This window comes from Pseudarcicella hirudinis, from assembly GCF_900115665.1.
GTDB classification, from domain to species: domain Bacteria; phylum Bacteroidota; class Bacteroidia; order Cytophagales; family Spirosomataceae; genus Pseudarcicella; species Pseudarcicella hirudinis.
Map to the genome: position 1 here is coordinate 240110 of NZ_FOXH01000007.1, position 19681 is coordinate 259790.

Consider the following 19681-nt stretch of genomic DNA (forward strand, 5'->3'; position numbering starts at 1 on the left):
ATTAATCAACATCCCACCATACACGCTCGAAAGTCTTAGGACCAGGAGTCGGAACATTAGGATTACTCTGTTGTTCAAGAGAAGGATAAGGCAAACGTACAGGGATATTCGCATCGTCACCTCCGTTAGCATTCAATGCTTTATCAAGGCGAGGGAATCCCCAACGACGCCAGTCATTAAAGGCTTCAAGACCATTTCCTACGTTAGCAATCCATTTCTGAGTAAGGATCTGATTAATTTTCTGAGAATTTGTTCCTTTCAATGTTACTACATCAGGATTAGCTTTGAAATAAGCATCAACATCTGTAGCACTGATACCTGATTTCAACATAGATGCACGGATACCTTCTTCAAATAATTTCTGAGTATCTCCTGCTGTTCCCAGTGAAAGTGAAGCTTCCGCAAGGATAAAAGCACGTTGAAAGTTCGTTACCAGTTTAATCGGAGCCTCACCTGAAACACCTGTCAGATAAACACCATATCTTGAACGGGTTGCAGATGCAGGAGCAGCTCCTGTAGCACCATTGTTAAATGATACAAATTGTCCCGTTGGTGAAGTAAAGAATTTAGAGATACGCGGATCTTTGTATAATTGCAATGTATCTCTGAAACGCTGACTCAACATCTGATCATCCGGACGGTTAACGATATTGAAAGCATAAAGCGGGTTTTGAGCACCTGCCACTGATCCGTAAACAACCTGAAAATCTAAAGCGTTATCATTTACATAACCATCAGCAGAAGCCAAAACTTTAGTAATCTCATCTTTTGCACGATCAGGCTGAACACGGCTGATCTGGATAGCGAATTTAAGCAATAAAGTGTTGCCTAATCTTTTCCATTTCTTCACATCTCCGGCATAAACAACATCATCAGCTCCCGGCTTCAATACACTTGTTTTATCAAGATCCGCCATTCCTTCTTTTACCAGGTCAAACAAACTCTGAATCTGACTTCCGGTATTTCCAAGGTAGATATCTTTCTGAGAATCAAGTCTTGGCTGGAAAACGTTATTATCTCCTCTGAGTGCCTGAGAATACGGGATATCTCCCCAAAGGTCAGTCAGGATACTGAAACCATATGCTTTGTAAATTTTAGCAATACCTGCATAAACCGGACTGGTTGACTGCGTATTGTCAATCATTTTCTGAGCATTGATTAAAAGCCCTGCATACAATTCAAACTTCCATTGGTCATTTGATGCACCACGGATGTTATAAGTATCGTAAGTAAGTACCTGGTTGTTGATACCAGCCTGGTACTGCATTAAAATCGATGTAATTCTGCCTAAGTCATTAGAGCTGGCAAAAGAGGCATCATATGCCAATGTTGTCATTAATGACGAAGGAGGAACTGTAAGTGGGTTATTAGGCGTATTGTTTACGTCTAAAAAGTCACTTGAACAACCTCCTACCGACACCACTCCGAGTGCCAGAACAGAAATGCGAAGTATATTTTTAATTTTATTTTTCATTATTATAAATGTCTTTGAAGTTCTAATTATTAAAACAATTGCGGAAAACCACTTTGTTTATTTTTTTATCCCTTATATGATTAGAACGTTAATCTTACGTTTACACCATAGTTACGTGTGTTTGGTGCACTCTGCAACTCCAAACCTCTGATATTTCCAGCACCCTGAGTGTTTAATTCCGGATCAATTGGGCTATCAGGAGCAATGAAGAACAAGTTTCTTCCGGTTAAAGAAATGTTTACATCTCCGAATGGAAGTTTCGCAAGAACACTCTTAGGCAATTGATATGATAATACTACTTCGCGAAGACGATAGGTTGTAGCACCATAAACATTCAAATCTGTTTGTGTTCCCTGCTGAGACCAATAGTTCTGAGCATCGATCTGGATGTTGTTAGGACGGTAAGTACCATCTGAGTTCAGGATAACACCATCAATAATTCTTGGTTTATCTCTGTCAACAGCCGTTTCTTTCAAAGCACCAACCCCTTTCAAAGTAGCAGCAGTGAATGAAACAATAGATCCTCCCTGCTGAGAGTCGATCAGGAATGAGAAACCAACACCTTTGTATTTGAATGAGTTTGAAATACCAATAATTGCATCCGGGTTAGGGTTAGAAATTTCCTGATTTGGTGTTGCAGCAACCCAGAAACCTGTTACAGGGTTGATTACAAACTTACCATCTGCATTTCTGACTCTCTTGTTACCAAGAATTACACCATATGGTCTTCCTTCAACAATTGAAGGCACACTACCTGTAAATGCACTACCCGGTACGCTGAAGCTGGTTACACCGTTTCCGATTTCATCAACTTTGTTACGGTTCATTGTTAAGTTTCCGGTTACAGTCCAGTCAAAGTTCTTTCCTGTAATAACTTTATATGAAAGCATTACTTCAAGACCTTTGTTAGTCATTTTACCGATGTTGGTAGTTCTTGTGCTATAACCGGTAGAACCTGCCACAGCTACGTCAAGAATCTGATCAGTACTTATTGTCTGGTAAACGGCTAAATCCAAATTCATACGGTTTCTGAAGAATCCGAAGTTACCACCTGCTTCATATGAAGTTGTAAACTCAGGTGTAAGGTTATTTCCGCTACCGATACGTGTTCCGATTGAGAAACCTGCCTGTCCGTTGATCGGGAAACTGATACTCGATACGTTGTTACCCTGAGAAGTTACTGTATAAACAGAAGCCAATTTATAAGGATCTGCATCTTTACCTACTTTAGCATAACTCACTCTGAGTTTAGCAAAAGAAAGGATATCTGATTCCATCTTAAATGCATCTGTCAATGAGAAACCTAATGAAGCTGAAGGATAGAAGAATGTATTGTTATCCTTTGGCAAAGTAGATGACTGATCTGCACGGCCTGTTAATTCTAAGAACAAATAATTCTTATAATCAAAAGAAGCCTGAGCATAATAACCAATTAATCTTCTCAATGTGTTTGATTCACCGGTTGCACCGTTAGCACTTGTATAAGTTGTAGCGTTATTGATATTGTAGTAGTTCGGTAAAGTCAGACCACCACCATATGCAGAAACGTTCTGGAATTTTCTCTGGTTAACGTTATAACCAATCAAACCGGTAAAGTTGATATCGTCTGAAAACAATTTATCTTTCTTGAAACGGAAAATCAAATCACTGTTGATCTCATTTCTGTAGAATACATCTTCCAGAATTGCTCCTGTCGGAAGACGGGCTGCACCAATCGCGAATACTTGTTTACGACGGTCAGTATAGTTATCAAGACCTAAACGGTAAGTAACAGACATCCATGGAGTGATATCATATCCAAGGTTGATATTTCCTGTGATACGGTCAACAGTACTGGTTGTTTTATTGTTTTCAACAGACCAGTAAGGGTTATCATTTGAAGTGATATAAATACTTCTTCCGTTTGCATCTTTATATGGCAAACCCTGAAGATCATAACTTCTTGGCAAAGAAGAAAGTACTCCCGGAGCACTTGCACCGTTACCAGTAAGGAAGTTATTCTGTCCTGTCAATGTGTAGTTGAAGCTACCACCAAATTTGATTTTGTTAGCTAACAATGTTGTACCGCCAAAAGCAACATTTGTACGGTTAAACTCTGAACCAGGGATAATACCCTTCTGAGTGGTATTACCAAGGGTCATTGAATAACTTTGAGTAGCATTACCACCTGCAAGGTTAACTGAGTTTGAAGCAATTGATCCTTGTTTGTAAAAATCATTGTTATTGTTCGGATATGCCTTGTAAGGAACAGTTGTACCGTCTGCTTTCAATAATCCGTTTGCCAAGGTAGGAGTTGTTCCGAATTTCGGACCCCATGAGTTGGTTGTTGTTCCAAGGTAAATTCCTGCAGAACCCTGACCATAGTCATTCTGTAACTCAGGATAACCGTACATGTTCTGAACCGTATAAGAAGAAGAAACCGTTACTTCCATCTTCTTATTCAATGATCCGCCTTTACCTGATTTGGTAGTAATGATAACAGCTCCTGAAGAAGCACGTGAACCATAAAGAGCTGCGGCAGCAGGTCCTTTAAGAATGTTAATAGACTCAATGTTCTCCGGAGCAATATCCAATGCACGGTTAGATGATTGAGGACCTCCCAATGTTCCGTTAGGACCACCGTTTGTACGGTCAAGGTCATTACTTACAGGAATACCATCAACAACAAACAAAGGCTGGTTATTTCCTGTAAATGAAGTTATACCACGAATGTTGATGTTAGTAGAAGCACCGGCCTCACCTGAAGCACCTGTGATCTGCACACCGGCAACTCTACCCTGAAGAGCATTCAATACGTTTGGTTCAGATTTTTGTGCAAGATCAGAACCTTTTACATTCTGAGTAGCGTAGTTAAGTTCTCTTTTTGATTTCTCGATACCCAACGCTGTTACAACAACCTCTTCAAGTTCCTGATTATTATTTACCAGTTTCACATCTATTACAGTACGGGATCCCGCATTAACAGAATAAGAATTGAACCCTACAAAACTGAATGTTAATACAGCATTACCTGAAGCATTAATTTTATAATTACCATTAGCATCTGTAGTAGTACCTCTGCTGGTACCTTTCACGCCAATGTTTACACCCGGGAGGGGGCTGCCATCTTCAGATGAAGTAACTTTCCCAGTGATTGCTCTGTCTTGTGCTAAAACTTGAAAAACAAGTGCAAGCACAAACACAAAGCTCATTAGTAGCTTTTTGTTCATGTTATTTGTCTTTTGTTTGTTGAAATAGAATTTAAATCGTTCACAAAATTAGGAAACAATAAGCACTGTTACCAAATTTTATACGAATAAACATCAATTTTATAAATAAGTTTTATCAACTTTTAGTGTTTTTTGCTCAAATTAGCGTAGATTAACCGATTTTTATTTGGTTAAATACCACTTTAGCAATATATTCGTTAGAGTGCTTTCTGGTTCGAACAATGCAATAAAATTGTTATTTACTTATAAAAAATTTAATATTTTCAATCATTGTTTAAGAATACTGCAAATTTCACACCTACTTCCTCAGCAAAAGATACCTTTCATTTACAAACTATTAAACCCCAAAATTACCAAATGAGAAAAATTATTCTTTCATCTGCATTTCTGCTTTTTTTTTCTGCTTTAAGGGCTCAAAACCCTGCTCCGCTTAAGGTAAAAGTGGCACAAAAGGCTGAAAGTCTTGAACAAAAGGTGATAGCATGGCGCAGAGATTTTCACCAGAATCCGGAACTGGGAAACCGGGAATTTAAGACCGGGGAAAAGATCGCGGCACACCTCAGAAGTCTTGGAATTGAAGTTAAAACCGGCGTAGCAAAAACAGGTGTTGTCGGTATTCTGAAAGGAGGAAAACCTGGCCCTGTCATTGCACTTCGTGCCGATATGGATGGCCTTCCGGTGAAAGAACGTGTTGACGTTCCTTTCGCTTCTAAAGCCACCGGAGAATATAACGGACAGGCTGTCAGCATTATGCATGCATGCGGGCACGACTCACATGTGGCCATTCTGATGGGAACAGCGGAGATTCTGGCCTCTATGAAAAAAGATTTAAAAGGAACTGTAAAGTTTATTTTTCAGCCTGCTGAAGAAGGTGCTCCTGAAGGAGAAGAAGGCGGGGCTGCCTTAATGGTTAAAGAAGGAGTATTAGAAAATCCTAAAGTTGATGTTATTTTCGGATTACATATTAATGCACAAACCGAGGTTGGAAAAATCAGATATAAGCCCGGCGGAACAATGGCTAGTTCAGACTGGTTTAAAATAAAAATCAAAGGTAAACAAGCTCATGGTGCCACTCCATGGCAGGGTACGGATCCGATTGTAACTGCTTCTCAGATTATCATGGGGCTTCAGACTGTTGTCAGCAGAAACGCTCCTCTTACTGAAACACCGGTAGTCGTAACTGTAGGACAAATTAATGGCGGTGTCAGAAGTAATATTATTCCTGAGGAAGTAAATATGAACGGAACTATTCGTACGTTGGATCCAAATGTGCAAGATTTCGTACACGAAAGAATTAAATCGGTGACCACAAATATTGCAGAAAGCGCTGGCGCTACGGCTGATGTAAGCATTACAAGAATGTGTCCGGTAACCTATAACGACATTCCTCTTACTGAAATGATGGTTCCGACCCTGGAAGCTACAGCCGGAAAAGACAATGTTTCGATTACTCCTGCAGCTACCGGAGCAGAAGATTTTTCATTTTACCAGCAAAAAGTACCAGGCCTTTTCTTCTTCCTGGGCGGTGCTCCAAAAGGTAAACCTGCTTCAGAAACGGCTTCTCATCATACGCCTGATTTTTATATTGACGAAAGTGGATTTGTATTAGGAATGAAGGCCATGACTAATTTAGTAATTGATTATATGGAGATGAAAAAAGAGGTAAATACCTCAGGAAAATAGAAATAAGAAAAAAAAGAGGAAGGACAAATACTAATTTTGTCTTTCCTCTTTACACCCTGTTTATTCCATGTTCTTTAATCCTGCACTTTATAATTGGTCCGGTATTTTTTACCTAAACCAAAACTTCTTCCTAAGTTAAACCCGAAATGAATATCTCCGTTACCCCATGAACCTGTTGTTTCAGCAAGAAATTGTTTTTCCACCATTCCAATAGAATTCGTTAAATGAAGTGAGAAAACATGCCCTCCGGTTTCAATATCAAAACCAAAAGAAAGAGAATTGTTGTATTTTTTATCAATCTGATTTGGCAAGACTGCATAATATTCCGCTACAAAAGCAGTACGTTTTGTCAATTTGTACCGTCCTGCTATTCCCAATGCTGTCACCCCATTATTTTCACCGTGAACATTATTACGATTTCTGTAAAGGAAAGTTGGCATAAATTGCAAAGAAAGGCGATCATTGAATCTTCTGGCAATCAGAACCTGTGCCAGATAACTGTATTTCGACAAAGTGGTACGCTGATCCGATTCCGGATAATTCAGCATATCAGCAAAGCCCTCTCCCATCAAAGTAAGAGAAATTGGCATTCCTTCTTTTCTCTGACGCAATACTCTCAATTTGGAGTACAAATTAATCATTTTCTGTTCGGAACTGCGACCAACCCCTACCATCCAGTCTTTGTTAATTCCATAATCAAAACCCATATAAATATATCCCTGATCTAATCCGAAAAACTGATATGATCCGGAATTTAATGTTCCGAAACGATGGGAAATTCTATAGTCCAAATGATGTGAAGGAGTAGTTTCAACGGATTGTCCGTTAATAATTCTGGTGGCTTTGAATGTAGAAGTAACATAGACGGGAACCGTGTCCTTTGGAATCATATTAAGTAAATCGGTCTGCGCCACAATACGTCCCGAAATAAGAAACAGCATCAGAATATATAGGATTTTTTTCATTTTGAAATGAGGTTAAAGTATGATCCGTTCAACTAATCTATGATTCATAAACTCTCAGCATCTTCGTTGCATCCGTATATTGAGTCATATACATTTTAAGAGGTAGTGATGCCGGGGAAAGGGTTACTTTGCCATTTAAGTCGTAACGGGACCCATGATTCGGGCAGTAGAAATCGTCAGTTGCCGGTTTATATTCAACTGTTGTTCCCTCGTGGGTGCAAACCTTAGACAATGCTACAAACGTTCCTGATTTAGAACGGGCGATAATAATATTCCCGTTATAAATGAAACCGCCATTGCCGGTAAGTGCCTTATTTGCAATAATCGTAAGATCAAGGGTAAAATCTACTTTACCGTTATTGATAGGGTTAGGATTAGGATTGGTCTGGGGCAGCGGAGTATCCTCATTTGTACAGGAAGTAAGTGTCCCCATACAGTAAAAGGCCATTAAAGCACCACTACTCAGCCCGAGGCTTCGGATAAATTCAGAACGTTTCATACTCTTTTCGTTTACAGTGAGATGCCTATAATTACGAAAGAATACTGTTCACGGATTTTTTGCAGCATTAAATAAAGTCAGGAAGGTTTCTGAATATGTTCAATCCCCCCTATTCAGAAAAGATTAAGCTGCTCATTTGAGCCTAATCTGTCAGTATAATAATCATTGACATCTTTATAATTCGCCGGAAGCTGCTTTCTGGTGCAGGAGATATTAAAATGGGTAAAAATCTTCTCTAATTCATCTGCGGCACGATGTCCTGCTGCATCATTATCCAGATAAAATACTACGTTAACCCGCTGAAACAGCTTTGCCCATTCCCGTTTGAAAATATTCGCGGTTCCCAGGCTTACAGCGGTTTTGCCTTCCTGGCATAATCTCATACAATCAAAGGCCCCTTCTGTGATGTACACAGTTTCTCCTGTTTTAACTTTATCAAGAGCATCTGCGTTAAACAGAGTCAGCGGCAAATTATTGAGGAAACTATATCGGTTAGTGTTTTCCTGTGGTTTTCCGATTACTCTTCCCTGCAGGTACACCATTCTTCCATTTCTATAGTAAGGAATAATCAGGGGGTGTGCATAAAAAATCAGGTTATTTCTCTCATTGTATAAACCGCATTCCTGTAAATCCAGCACTGAAAACCTTTGCTTCAGATACCAGCTTACTTCTGAATAATCTTTGATACAGAAAAGCTTAAAATCTCTGATTGTTTTCTCTGTAAAGCCTCGTTTCTGCAGGTATTCCAGGGCAGATTCGGATAGGCTGTTTGACTTTTGCTGCAGGCAGAAATCACGAAAGGCTTCATAAATTTCTGAATATTCCGGTTTAAGGGGCTTTTCGTTTGCTACTTTCCGTACTTGCGATTTATACAGTTCAATCGGCTGAGAAGAATGTTTAACACCTTTTTTCCCTGTCTGATTAAAGCCCGGAATATAAGTTACAGCCATCTGGTAAATTGCTTCCTTTATACTCAGTTTTCGTACCTCAGCAAACAACGAAATGGCATTCCCTGTTTTGGCACAACCAAAACAATAAAAACTGTTTGTGTGTGGATAAAGCACCAGAGAAGGGGTATCTTCTTCATGAAACGGGCATACCATTCTGTTTCTTTCCGTTTCAAGACCCAAGTCTTCTACAACCTCCAGAATTGATACTTTCCCGAGTTCATCCAATATATTCATAGCCTCAGATTTGCAAAATCTTATATTTGAAAGTTCTATATAACAAAAGTGCCTCTTTCCTGAATGAAAGAGGCACTTTTGTTATATTTTTCTGAAAAATACTTATGATTGAGTAAAAACCAACTTCAAATCATTAAGTTTAGTTTTCACAGAAGTATCAATCTGACGATCATCTACACGAAGGATATAACCCCCGATCAGAGATGGGTCAATTTTCTCAGATAGATCTACTTTTTTACCTGTATTCTCTGACACAATTTTGATAATCTCAGCTCTCTGAGCTTCAGTCAGTGGAGTTACAGTAGTCACTTCAGCCTTTTGAATCAGTTTCCATTCCAAATACTGACGATCAAATTCTTCTGCAATATCAGGAAGTAATCTTTCACGGTTTTTCTGGGTGATGATTTCAAAAATAGCAAAAGTTGCCGGGTTAACTTTATCTTTAAAAATTTTAGATAAAATACTAAGTTTTTGATAGTGCTTAACGATTGGGCTTTTCAACGCTAAGACCAGATCATGATTTTCTTCACAGGTTTTAGCGAAAAGCGTCATGTCTTCGAAAACCGTTTCAACGATATTTTGATCTTTAGCTAACCACAAAAGTGATTTGGCATATCTGGAAGCTACACTTTGAACTGACATAGTTTTTTGATCTCGGATTGCGGAATGCGGACTTCGGACTTTTGGGAATCCACAATCTACATTCTCAAATTCAAAATATACTTTAGTAATTCAGAGATATTAAATGTCTCCGAACTTCTTTCTTAGTTTAATTTTGCGTCAGACAATAAATCTGAAACCAATTTCTCCTGAGCATTACGATCAGCTAACTGGTTACGAAGCACTTTCTCGGCAATATCTAGTGAAAGCGTTGCAGCTTCTCTTCTTAATGAAGCAATTGCAGCTGTTTTCTCCTGCTCGAAAGAAACTCTCGCTTTTTCAATTTCATGGTTTGCCGCTTTCTGAGCTTCAGTTTTCGCTTCAGCAATCATTCTGTCAGAAGCTTCTTTTGCTTCTTTCAAAATAGAGTCACGCTCTGCACGGGTTTCAGCAAGTAACTTTTCGTTTCCGGATTTCAATTCTGCCATTTCCTGACGCGTTTTTGCGGCAAGTTCGATAGCATCTTCGATAGACTGCTCACGTTCGTGCAATGAATTGATAATTGGTTTCCAGGCAAATTTCGCTAAAACGAGAAACAATACACCGAAAACTACTAACTGCCATACGATCAGACCCAAGTCGGGAGTAAGTAATTCCATATCTTTATTGAGAATTTACAGTAAATATAATATTGTAAGGTTTTTCTTCTTGAATAAACCATGCTTTCAGACCTAATGTGAAAAAGCATGGTTTAGCAATTCTTAATTTCCGGAATGTTTTGTCAAAAACTACTTTTCTGACCCTTTTTTTCCGGAAACCGGTAGCCGGAATTATTTGTTAGCTACCAAGAAACAGATTACAGCTGCGAAAAGAGCTACCGCTTCAACGAAAGCAGCAACAACTAGCATCGCACCCTGGATTTTTCCAGAAGCTTCAGGCTGACGAGCAATACCTTCCATTGCACGACCACCGATGTTACCGATACCAAGACCAGCACCGATTGCTACTAAACCAGCACCAACACCAGCTAAACCTGTACCTACTGAAACTTCCGCTAAGATTGACAAAAGAGACATAATTATTTATGTTTATTTGATTGAAAAAAAATTTACAAATTTGAATATTAATGGTGGTGTTCTTCAACAGCTGAACCGATATAACTCGAAGCAAGCATTGTGAAGATAAAGGCCTGAAGGAATGCAACCAATAATTCGATTACGTTCATAAATACTGCAAAACCTGTAACTACCGGAGTAACCGCCCACATTTTCAGGATAAAGATCAAACCGATGAAACTCAACATGATGATGTGTCCTGCAGTAATGTTGGCAAAAAGACGTATCATTAATGAGATTGGTTTGGTAAAAATACCGATGATTTCAACCGGAGTAAGAATAACCAATAACCATTTCGGTACACCCGGCATGGCAAAAATATGACCCCAGTAAGTACTTTTTCCGTTAAGGTTGGTAACAAGGAAAGTAATAACTGCTAAAACCATTGTTACAGCAATATTACCGGTTACGTTAGCTCCGCCCGGAAGCAGGCCTAACATGTTGTTGATCCAGATAAAGAAGAAAAGAGTTAATAAATACGGAAGGAAACGTCTGTAGTGTTTTTCTCCGATGTTAGCTTTAACCACTTCGTCTCTGATGAAGATAATGATTGGTTCGATAAGAGACTGGAAACCCTTTGGAGCAGCCATTCCTCTTTTCGTATATGCTTTTGCAACGCTGGTGAAGATTAATACCAGCAAAACAGCACTGATTAATAGTGAAGTTACGTTTTTAGTGATAGACAAATCTAACACATGAGAACCATCAACAGCGTGAATTTTACCATGCTCTAGTTTTAAGCCGTTATATTCTACAGGTTGACCGTGTTCATCTTCAAGATTTTTAGCAGAGAAAAACTGAAATCCGGATTCTGTTTTAACAATACATGGAAGATAAATTGCAACACCGTGAGCAAACTCCCATTTATGGTCATCGCCGATGTGGTGCATAATCATGTGTCCCAAATCCACTTTTTCCTCATGAACTTCAATGTTTTTTGCTACCGTTTCTGCTTCATGCTCAATTTCATTGACAACCGACGAAGAATCGGTATGATGCTCCTGTGCATATGAAAAAGTAGTAGCGGCAAGAAATGTCAATCCTGCCAGAATATTTGAAAAATACAGTTTTCCGAAAAATTTCCGAATCATTTGTCTTATGGTTTCGTTAATTAGCTTCTCTCAAAGACTTTTTGTCAATCTACTGAAATTCAATAATTTAAACCTCATTCAGTTCTGAAAAACAATCAGTCTTTACGAAAAGTGTCGCAAGTTACGATACAATCCGTATATTTCAAAGCCGGTATAAAATAAATAGAGTACAAAAAAGTCAGCAATGAATGTATATATGTCAGGAGTTTTCAAATAAATGAAAGTTCCGATAAAACATACGCTTAAAATCAACCTGAATCCGATACTCGCCATATAAAAGGGAACGAACTTTTCCCGGTCATTGGCAAAACCCATCTGCATAAGAAGATGGTTCAGATATGAAACGGCAACAAAGAAAGTCAGAATAAACCATTTCTCTGCATGAACATATTGACCCAAACCCAACATTGGTGCTGTAAAAAGCACAATCCCGACAAAAACTGAAAAAATGAGAATGCGAAGCATATTCTGAAATTTCCCGCAAATGTACAAAAAAAGGTTTAAGCTAAAAAGCCTAAACCTTTTTTTGATTAACTATTTAACTCTCTAATCTACAAGAATTTCAATCCCGGACTACTTCACCTGATACTTCAGGGTCCCTGTACCAATTTTCCCCTCTGATGAAAATCCTTCAATTTTAACATCCACCATCGTACCGGCGTCAGTATTCCAGTAAATAACTTTTGCTTTTCCTTCCTTATTGGTTTTCACAACAGGCTGCCAGAAGATCGTGGAACGAAAATCAGGTCTCGTGTTCTCAGGTCTGTCCACATCATATTTCGGCGCATAAAACTCTCTTGGAATATCATATCCTACCCTTTTCTGAGTAGTGACACCCATTACCGGGTCATTGCTGTAGTTGTAATTATTATTTCCTCTTTTTGTCAGAATAGCAATTACTCCGTTGGAGGCTCTGGATCCGAATATTGCCGCAGCAGCACCTTTCAATACATCAATCGCTTCCACATCGCAGGGTGGAACAGAAGCTATTCCACTGGCATCTACCGGTATTCCATCAATTAAATACAAAGGCTCTGTACTGCCGCTCAGCGAATTAATTCCTCTGATTGTTACAGAATAATCCAAACCGCTTCCTGATACCTGTACACCTGCCACCCTCCCCTGCAAAATCTGAAGTACATTGGTAACACCTCCGCAAAGATTGTCTTTAGCCACTTCAATTGTATTACTTGCTCGCCCGTAAATCGTTCTGCGGCTATCCAAAGGTGTTTCCTTTTTACCTTTTACAACAACTTCATCCAACATCTGAACCTTACTTAGTTTAAGCTTTTTTTCCAGTTCAAGCGCTTCTTTTGTTTTTTTCAGAAAATTTTCAAGCTGTGCTGCATCAAATTCAACGGCATTGTATGGAACTTTAGTTAAGGTTACTTTAGGGAAAGTCAACGGATTAATAGATAAATTCAGGTTTCTGCCTCCTTTCTCTTTGGTCCCCTGTACAAAAATGGTTGTAGTATCCGAAAAGTCGAGCCCGTAAAACCCGAATTTCCCTGTTGAATCTGCTGAAGTCATGAAGAAATCACTGGTATTGTCTTTTTTCTTCAACATAAGAGTGAGCTCCGCATGATCCGATACTTTACCGTTGGGCCTCAATACTGTTCCGGTTACTGAAAGTCCCTGCTCTATGAAATAATTGATTCTGTTGGTTTTTCCGGCTATGATATCTTTCCAGACAAATCGTCTCCATCCCTGAGTGAGCATCAGCAAATCGAGATGCCGGAAAGCTTCAGTATTTTCCTTTTTGAAATAATAAGACGGCTGTTCAATATTACCTCTTAAGGTTTCATAGTAAGCATTCGGACCGCTTAACGGACTTACATCGGAGCTAAGCTGCATGTATGAGTATAAATCTTCCGGATTCGGGCTTCCCTGCACAAGACCTGCATCTGTTACAGACAAAGAGAAATTTCCTTCGACTGGTTTTCCTTCAGCATCACTTGCTTCAATAGTCAGCTCTGTTTTTTCACGGGTTTTATAACTTTCTTTATCTGAACTTACTTTGAGGTTCAGTTTTTGGTTTTTATTCACGAAAATGAGCCTTTCACAACGTGGCAGCCCCTTATCATCAAAAAGTGTAATCTGCACAATGCCATCTCCCGGAATTTTAGCTCTTGGAATACTTGCTACAAATGACTTTTTTGACATTAATCCTTTTCCCACAAAACAGGCCTCCCCTCTCTGATGTGCCAGAATAAGCAATTCCCCGGCTTTATCTTCCTCTTTTACAAAATTATTGTACACGAAAACTTTGATATTATCCTTATTGGTAATATTGTCTACCAACATTACAATTCCTTCGTCTACCGCACCGGGAACCGGAAAACCGGTATAAGTTCCATCTGCTTTTTTTATTTTTGCCACGTAACTTTTTCCTGCTTCTGGACTAAGGTTAAATATCCCCATTCCCAAATGCTGAGAACTGATAGCTGTGACTGTATCTTTATTACTGTCAATAATAAATCCTTCAAAATCCACTCCTTTTCCGAAAGTATTTATGGCTTTGAAACCAACTCTGCAATCCAGTCCATTAACCAGATTTCCACCTTCCGGGAAAAATTGCAGGTCAGCGACTTCTAGTGCTTTCGCCAAGTCTGCTTCCGAAGCCTGACTTTTATGCTGATTCTGGTAAATTTTTATTTCTTTCTGAAAAAAATAATTTTCAGAGAAATTCCGCATGTAACTGGTATAAGCCCGAATGCGGTAGCTGCCTTCAGAAAGTGTGTCCGGCAGCATAAAATCTCCTTTTGCTGTACCATCCGAACATTTCAATATTCTTGCCACAACAAGCTTTCCCCTTTTTTCACTAATCAGATCTATATATAATACTTTACTTACCGAATCAATATTATGAGTGGTTGCTTCGAGCAGATAGGCTTTCATCCAAATCGACTCTCCGGCCATATAATAAGGTTTATCAAAATGGATATAGACTTTTTCCTGAGGGGTTTCCAAATGGTATTTCTGAAGGCCTGCGATAATTTTATTGACTAAATCACCGTTATCAAACCACTGAAAAGCAGAGAGCGTAAAAAGACCGACTGTTAATAAGATATAAAACTTCGTTTTCATTTTTAGTAGAATTCTTGATTTGAAAGGCTTCGGAGCGATTAATTTCTTTAACGGTTAAAAGGCATTAAACAGATATGTTCCGGGCATTTTTATTGAAACTTCCGGAGAATCTGCCACCAGTAAATAGGTTAGATTTGGCAAACTTAGAAAGTTTAAACAATTTTGTATAATGTTTGCCTTATTATATCGGATTCTATTATCAGATCAGGTTATCTATATCATTGTTTAATTTTCTGGCAAGTCTGTCAAATCTATAAATCTTTAGAAAGTATTACATAATGTCAGTTCTTTTCGTTAAAATAACTCTCTCTTTAATTCTTCTGGCATTAACCGGCTTAGTTATAAAGTATCAGAATTCCATCAATACACTCACTGAGGGTAAGGAGGTACAATACTTTCTGTCAGCTTCTCTTGTACTTAGAATTATTCCTTTTATCATAATTTTCATTTTTCTGAATGTATCACCTCATTCAGATGTGATTATGTTTATGAACTGGGCAGTAAGTGCAAAAAGCGGGCATCTTGTTTATCGTGATTTCGATTCGCCATATGCTCCTTTATTCTCCTACATTACAGCTTTACCATTATGGCTTTGGGATTCTGATAAGGCAATTATCGCCTTAATGATTGTAGTAGAACTTGTAGTTTTATGGTGTACCTGTCTTTTTTACAGAAGTACCGTAAAATTTCATGTCGTTTTGATATACCTTTTATTACCTATTTCTTTTGTTTTAACCGTTTTGGGTGGTCAGGAAGATATCTGGATGTGGGGAATTGCATTGCTGGCTCTTTGGGTAAACCGGAAATACAAGAATGATTTTATTTTAGGAATTGCTCTGGCAATGGGCCTCGTTTTTACAAAAGTCCTTTTTGTGCTGGTTATTCCGGCTGTATTTATTTTTGTAAAAGACAGGGTAAAATTAGTTGCGGGCCTTTTAACTATCGGCATTCCTGTTTTGGGCATTCTTATCTGGAAAAGCGGATTTGCATTTCTGCTTCCGATTCAACAGGCAAATGATCCGAGAACGCCTAATTTCTGGACAATCCTAAATCCTTTTTTTAGCAGCATTGTGCACCTGGGATCAAAACCTCTTAACTGGATCGGCCTGATTTCTATTCCGATTTCAACCTGTCTTGTTGCATTAAAATTCAGAGATAAGATAGATTTTCAGGATTTCTTTCCGAGATTATGGGTTTTCACCTACGCCTGGATGATGATAAGTCAGCAAAGTTCTCTTGCAAATTATGCCTTTATCTATGCCATAACATTGGTTTATACTGCGAATCTTTTCAACGATAAGAAATCAATTATCATCTTTTTCATCTTCAATTTTGCCATAATTGTACAACCTGCTATTTGGTGGAATATCGGCATGCCTTTGTTTAGTCACCCTTCAGATCTTGCCAGTACACTTCCTTTCTTTGAATATATACTTGAAATTGTGATTGTGAGCTGCCTTGTTTATTACCTGAGAAAAATGGTAAAATCTCCGGTACTTTCCTGATGCTTTACAGTCATTAAACTATTGTCTGGTATTTATTAATACTGAAATCCGGCTCCGTTCTGCTTTCACAAATCAGGCTAATCCCTGAAATATTTGCATTTAAGGAGATTCATCATTTACTTTGCATTATCAAGTCAATTCTTAAGCAGCAACAGACACCCGTCTGAAAATTTCCCGCTGTGAAAAGTAATTGATTTATACAGAAGAAGGGAGAGAATAGGCTCTGTGAACTTCTGGCAACCTGCCCTCATTGTGGAAAAGGTGCTAATTCCTACCCGATTTCAGAAAACGGTTTAAGCTGTCGTCTGAAACAGGGAAATATAAAGCAATTACGAATCTATCCATTCAGCTTTCTTTTATACCAAACGCTGTCGGCTTATTCGTCGGAATATGTTTTTGTTTCCCGCTCTGATTTGTATGTATTTGCGAACAAAAAGATGAAAACGAGCTGTTCTCATCCTATAATCCAATTAAGAATTCTTGAACTCAAATTATTTTAAATACCCTCATCCATTCCAGTTGGAAGCTGGTGATGTGCTGCCTGAAATAGAACTGGCATACCAAACGCTTGGGACTATGAAACCGGATGGCAGTAATGTTACCTGGATTTGTCATGCTTTTACCGGAAGTCAGGATGTTGCAGACTGGTGGCAGGGAGTTGTCGGACAAGGAAAACTCTTCAATACTGATAATCAGTTCATTATCTGTGTCAATGTTTTGGGCTCTCATTACGGAAGCACCGGACCTTTATCTGTAAATCCGGAAACACAATTGCCTTATTATCATGATTTTCCGACTATAACGATCAGAGATATTGTTAACTCCTTTGATTTATTGAGAGAACATCTTGGCATTTCCAAAATCAAAACCTGCGTTGGTGGATCTCTTGGTGGCCAGCAAGCTGTGGAATGGGCAATTTCTCAGCCGGACCTTATTGAGAACCTGATTCTGATTGCTACCAATGCCCAGCATTCTCCCTGGGGAATTGCCTTCAATGAATCCCAGAGGATGGCTATTGAAGTGGATCCTACCTGGAAAGAAAGTTATGCAACCGCAGGCATTGAGGGCATGAAAGCTGCCAGAGCTACTGCTTTAATTTCATACAGAAACTACGAAACCTATGGAATTACCCAGGCCAGGCAGGATGAACCATTGGGGAAATCTTACAGGGCGGTTTCCTATCAAAGATATCAGGGTGAGAAACTTGCCCAGCGATTTAATGCTTTTTCATATTATATCCTTTCTCAGGTAATGGACTCTCAGGATGTAGGAAGAGGAAGAGGCGGAGTACAAAAGGCATTGTCCCGGATTAAAGCAAAAACCCTGGTAATGGGTATCAAATCTGATGCATTATTTCCGATTAATGAACAGGAGTTTCTGGCAAAAAATATTCCGGGAGCTACCTTCCAGACCATAGATTCTCTTTATGGACACGATGGCTTTCTGATTGAAAACAGCTTAATTACCAAGGCAATCCGCCTTTGGCAAAAACTTACCAAACTGGAAATTAATCCTATGGAAGAATTTTTCAGGAATTTAGAGAATAAAACCAAGGACCGCCTCGACTTGATTTCAAATTAAATATTAAACTACGGTGATGTTCGAAAACAAAGTAGTCTGGATCACCGGAGCTTCCTCCGGAATCGGTGAGGCCCTGGCTCTGGAATTTGCCAGAGAAGGTGCGTTTCTTGTACTTTCTGCCCGCAGAGAAAATGAATTAAAGCGTGTAGCGGAATTAACAGGATTATCTCCGGAAAAAGTGCTTGTTCTTCCTATGGATATGCTTGAAATCAGCCATTTTCCTTCAAAAATCCAGCAGGTTCTTGATACTTTCGGACATATCGATATACTCATCCAAAATGCAGGAGTCAGTCAGCGCTCTCTGATTAAAGCTACCAATTTTCAGGTTTACCGGGATATTATGGAAATTGACTATTTCAGTATAGTCGCGCTTACCAAAGCAGTACTTCCGGTCATGATTTCCAATAATTCAGGCCATTTTGTGGCAATCAGCAGTGTTGCCGGAAAAATAGGAACGCCTTATCGCAGTGGTTATTGCGGGGCAAAACATGCATTGATTGGCTTTTTTGACTCTCTCAGAGCCGAATGTTTTAAGGATCATATTTCAGTCACCACAATTTGTCCCGGTTACATCAAAACTGCTATTTCTTTAAATGCAGTCTCCGGAGACGGGCAAAAACACGGAAGAATGGATCAAAACCAGGCAAAAGGTATGGAGGCTGATGTCTGTGCCAGAAAGATTCTGAAAGCAGTTAAAAACAAAAAGAATGAAGTATTTGTAGGAGGTTTCTATGAAGGGCTTGGTTTATTGGTGAAAAGATTTTTCCCCTCTCTGCTGTTTAAAATGGTAAGAAATGTAAATGTGAACTAATCCCTTAATAAATTTGCAGAGACATCATTTTATTTCAAACAAACTCATTTTTGCCTGAGTTGTTCAAAATCAATATTACCATGAATAAGCTTTTTTTACAGATCGCAGCCATTTTGGGTGGACTTGGTGTAGCATTAGGGGCTTTTGGCGCACATGCTTTTAAACCGGCTCTTGAAGCTATGGGTAGAGTAGAAACTTTTGAAACCGCTGCCAGATACCAGATGTATGGAGCATTTGTGCTTTTAATTATTGGCATTCTTTCCGAAAAATTTCCAAATAAGCTTATCTCTGTTTCCGGATATGCTTTTCTGATCGGAACTATTATCTTTTCCGGCTCACTTTATACCATTTGTCTTACAGGCATTACCGTATTTGGCGCTGTAGCCCCGATCGGAGGAACAGCATTGATTGTAGGCTGGGTTTGTCTTTTATTGGGGATTAAGGGAAAATAACGATCAGATCAACGCCAAAACTTGCGGAGTTATAGATATCAGGCATATAATTGGATTAGCTTGATACAGGAAAAAACTGACACTATTAACACTTCGAAGCTGCTCTATCGCAGGATTCCTTTTAATCTCACCTAAGATTACTGCACAAATGTTTGCGCAGTAATCCTGTTTATTCTTCAATCATCTGTATCTCCGTGTTTTCTTACCATACATCAAAAAATCTCTCATTTTATCATGAAAAACTCAATAAAATGAGTTGTAGATTTTGGTATTTTAATTTTTAAACAGAAATTCACTTTTGATAATAATGGCATTTTGTTCTATTACTATCTATAACACTCCACTTTTAATCATCCCCCTAATACTTTTCATGAGTCGGTTCTCCGGCTTTATTGCTTCAACACACCACTGTTTGATTTATTAAT

Annotated in this window: 16 protein-coding genes and 1 riboswitch; of the genes, 5 read left to right on the top strand and 11 right to left on the bottom strand. The window is 38.8% G+C overall.

Annotated features, from left to right (window positions below):
* Position 1 precedes the first annotated feature (1 nt).
* Complete coding sequence (locus tag BM179_RS14310) at positions 2-1474, bottom strand: SusD/RagB family nutrient-binding outer membrane lipoprotein (RefSeq protein WP_092017823.1); 1473 nt, start codon at positions 1472-1474, stop codon at positions 2-4.
* 80 nt (positions 1475-1554) lie between these two features.
* On the bottom strand, positions 1555-4683 hold the full coding sequence (locus tag BM179_RS14315; RefSeq protein ID WP_092017824.1) for a SusC/RagA family TonB-linked outer membrane protein: 3129 nt from the start codon (positions 4681-4683) through the stop codon (positions 1555-1557).
* Between the two features lie 357 nt (positions 4684-5040).
* Here BM179_RS14315 and BM179_RS14320 point away from each other — a divergent pair, with 357 nt between their 5' ends.
* A complete protein-coding gene (locus BM179_RS14320) occupies positions 5041-6366 on the top strand; it encodes an amidohydrolase (RefSeq protein ID WP_092017825.1) in 1326 nt (441 codons plus the stop codon).
* Between the two features lie 74 nt (positions 6367-6440).
* Here the strand turns inward: BM179_RS14320 and BM179_RS14325 are convergent, their stop codons facing one another.
* The 9 genes from BM179_RS14325 to BM179_RS14365 form a co-directional block, all read right to left on the bottom strand.
* Positions 6441-7331, bottom strand: coding sequence for a DUF5777 family beta-barrel protein (locus tag BM179_RS14325; protein ID WP_092017826.1), 891 nt, complete (start codon positions 7329-7331; stop codon positions 6441-6443).
* A 37-nt stretch (positions 7332-7368) separates the two neighbouring features.
* A complete protein-coding gene (locus BM179_RS14330) occupies positions 7369-7830 on the bottom strand; it encodes a QcrA and Rieske domain-containing protein (RefSeq protein WP_092017827.1) in 462 nt (153 codons plus the stop codon).
* A 113-nt stretch (positions 7831-7943) separates the two neighbouring features.
* The gene (locus BM179_RS14335; protein WP_092017828.1) at positions 7944-9014 is read right to left on the bottom strand and encodes a CHC2 zinc finger domain-containing protein; all 1071 of its coding nucleotides are present in this window, start codon (positions 9012-9014) and stop codon (positions 7944-7946) included.
* 102 nt (positions 9015-9116) lie between these two features.
* Positions 9117-9656: an ATP synthase F1 subunit delta gene (gene atpH / locus BM179_RS14340; protein WP_092017829.1), complete on the bottom strand. Its 540-nt coding sequence runs from the start codon at positions 9654-9656 to the stop codon at positions 9117-9119.
* 122 nt (positions 9657-9778) lie between these two features.
* Positions 9779-10273, bottom strand: a complete 495-nt coding sequence (gene atpF / locus BM179_RS14345; protein WP_092017830.1) for a F0F1 ATP synthase subunit B — start codon at positions 10271-10273, stop codon at positions 9779-9781.
* A gap of 171 nt (positions 10274-10444) precedes the next feature.
* Positions 10445-10690, bottom strand: coding sequence for an ATP synthase F0 subunit C (gene atpE, locus BM179_RS14350; RefSeq protein WP_092017831.1), 246 nt, complete (start codon positions 10688-10690; stop codon positions 10445-10447).
* 47 nt (positions 10691-10737) lie between these two features.
* On the bottom strand, positions 10738-11820 hold the full coding sequence (gene atpB / locus BM179_RS14355; protein WP_092017832.1) for a F0F1 ATP synthase subunit A: 1083 nt from the start codon (positions 11818-11820) through the stop codon (positions 10738-10740).
* Positions 11821-11922: 102 nt separating this feature from the next.
* Positions 11923-12285, bottom strand: a complete 363-nt coding sequence (locus BM179_RS14360) for a hypothetical protein (RefSeq protein WP_092017833.1) — start codon at positions 12283-12285, stop codon at positions 11923-11925.
* Positions 12286-12393: 108 nt separating this feature from the next.
* Complete coding sequence (locus BM179_RS14365) at positions 12394-14907, bottom strand: TonB-dependent receptor plug domain-containing protein (protein ID WP_092017834.1); 2514 nt, start codon at positions 14905-14907, stop codon at positions 12394-12396.
* 278 nt (positions 14908-15185) lie between these two features.
* Here BM179_RS14365 and BM179_RS14370 point away from each other — a divergent pair, with 278 nt between their 5' ends.
* From BM179_RS14370 to BM179_RS14385, 4 genes are all read left to right on the top strand, one after another.
* Entirely contained in the window at positions 15186-16412 is a 1227-nt protein-coding gene (locus BM179_RS14370; RefSeq protein ID WP_092017835.1) for a hypothetical protein, read from the top strand.
* A gap of 192 nt (positions 16413-16604) precedes the next feature.
* Positions 16605-16739: riboswitch (SAM riboswitch) on the top strand.
* A gap of 153 nt (positions 16740-16892) precedes the next feature.
* A complete protein-coding gene (locus BM179_RS14375; RefSeq protein ID WP_092017836.1) occupies positions 16893-17993 on the top strand; it encodes a homoserine O-acetyltransferase family protein in 1101 nt (366 codons plus the stop codon).
* Positions 17994-18009: 16 nt separating this feature from the next.
* Positions 18010-18804, top strand: a complete 795-nt coding sequence (locus BM179_RS14380) for an SDR family oxidoreductase (protein ID WP_092017837.1) — start codon at positions 18010-18012, stop codon at positions 18802-18804.
* Between the two features lie 80 nt (positions 18805-18884).
* Positions 18885-19256, top strand: coding sequence for a DUF423 domain-containing protein (locus BM179_RS14385; protein ID WP_092017838.1), 372 nt, complete (start codon positions 18885-18887; stop codon positions 19254-19256).
* Positions 19257-19681 lie beyond the last annotated feature (425 nt).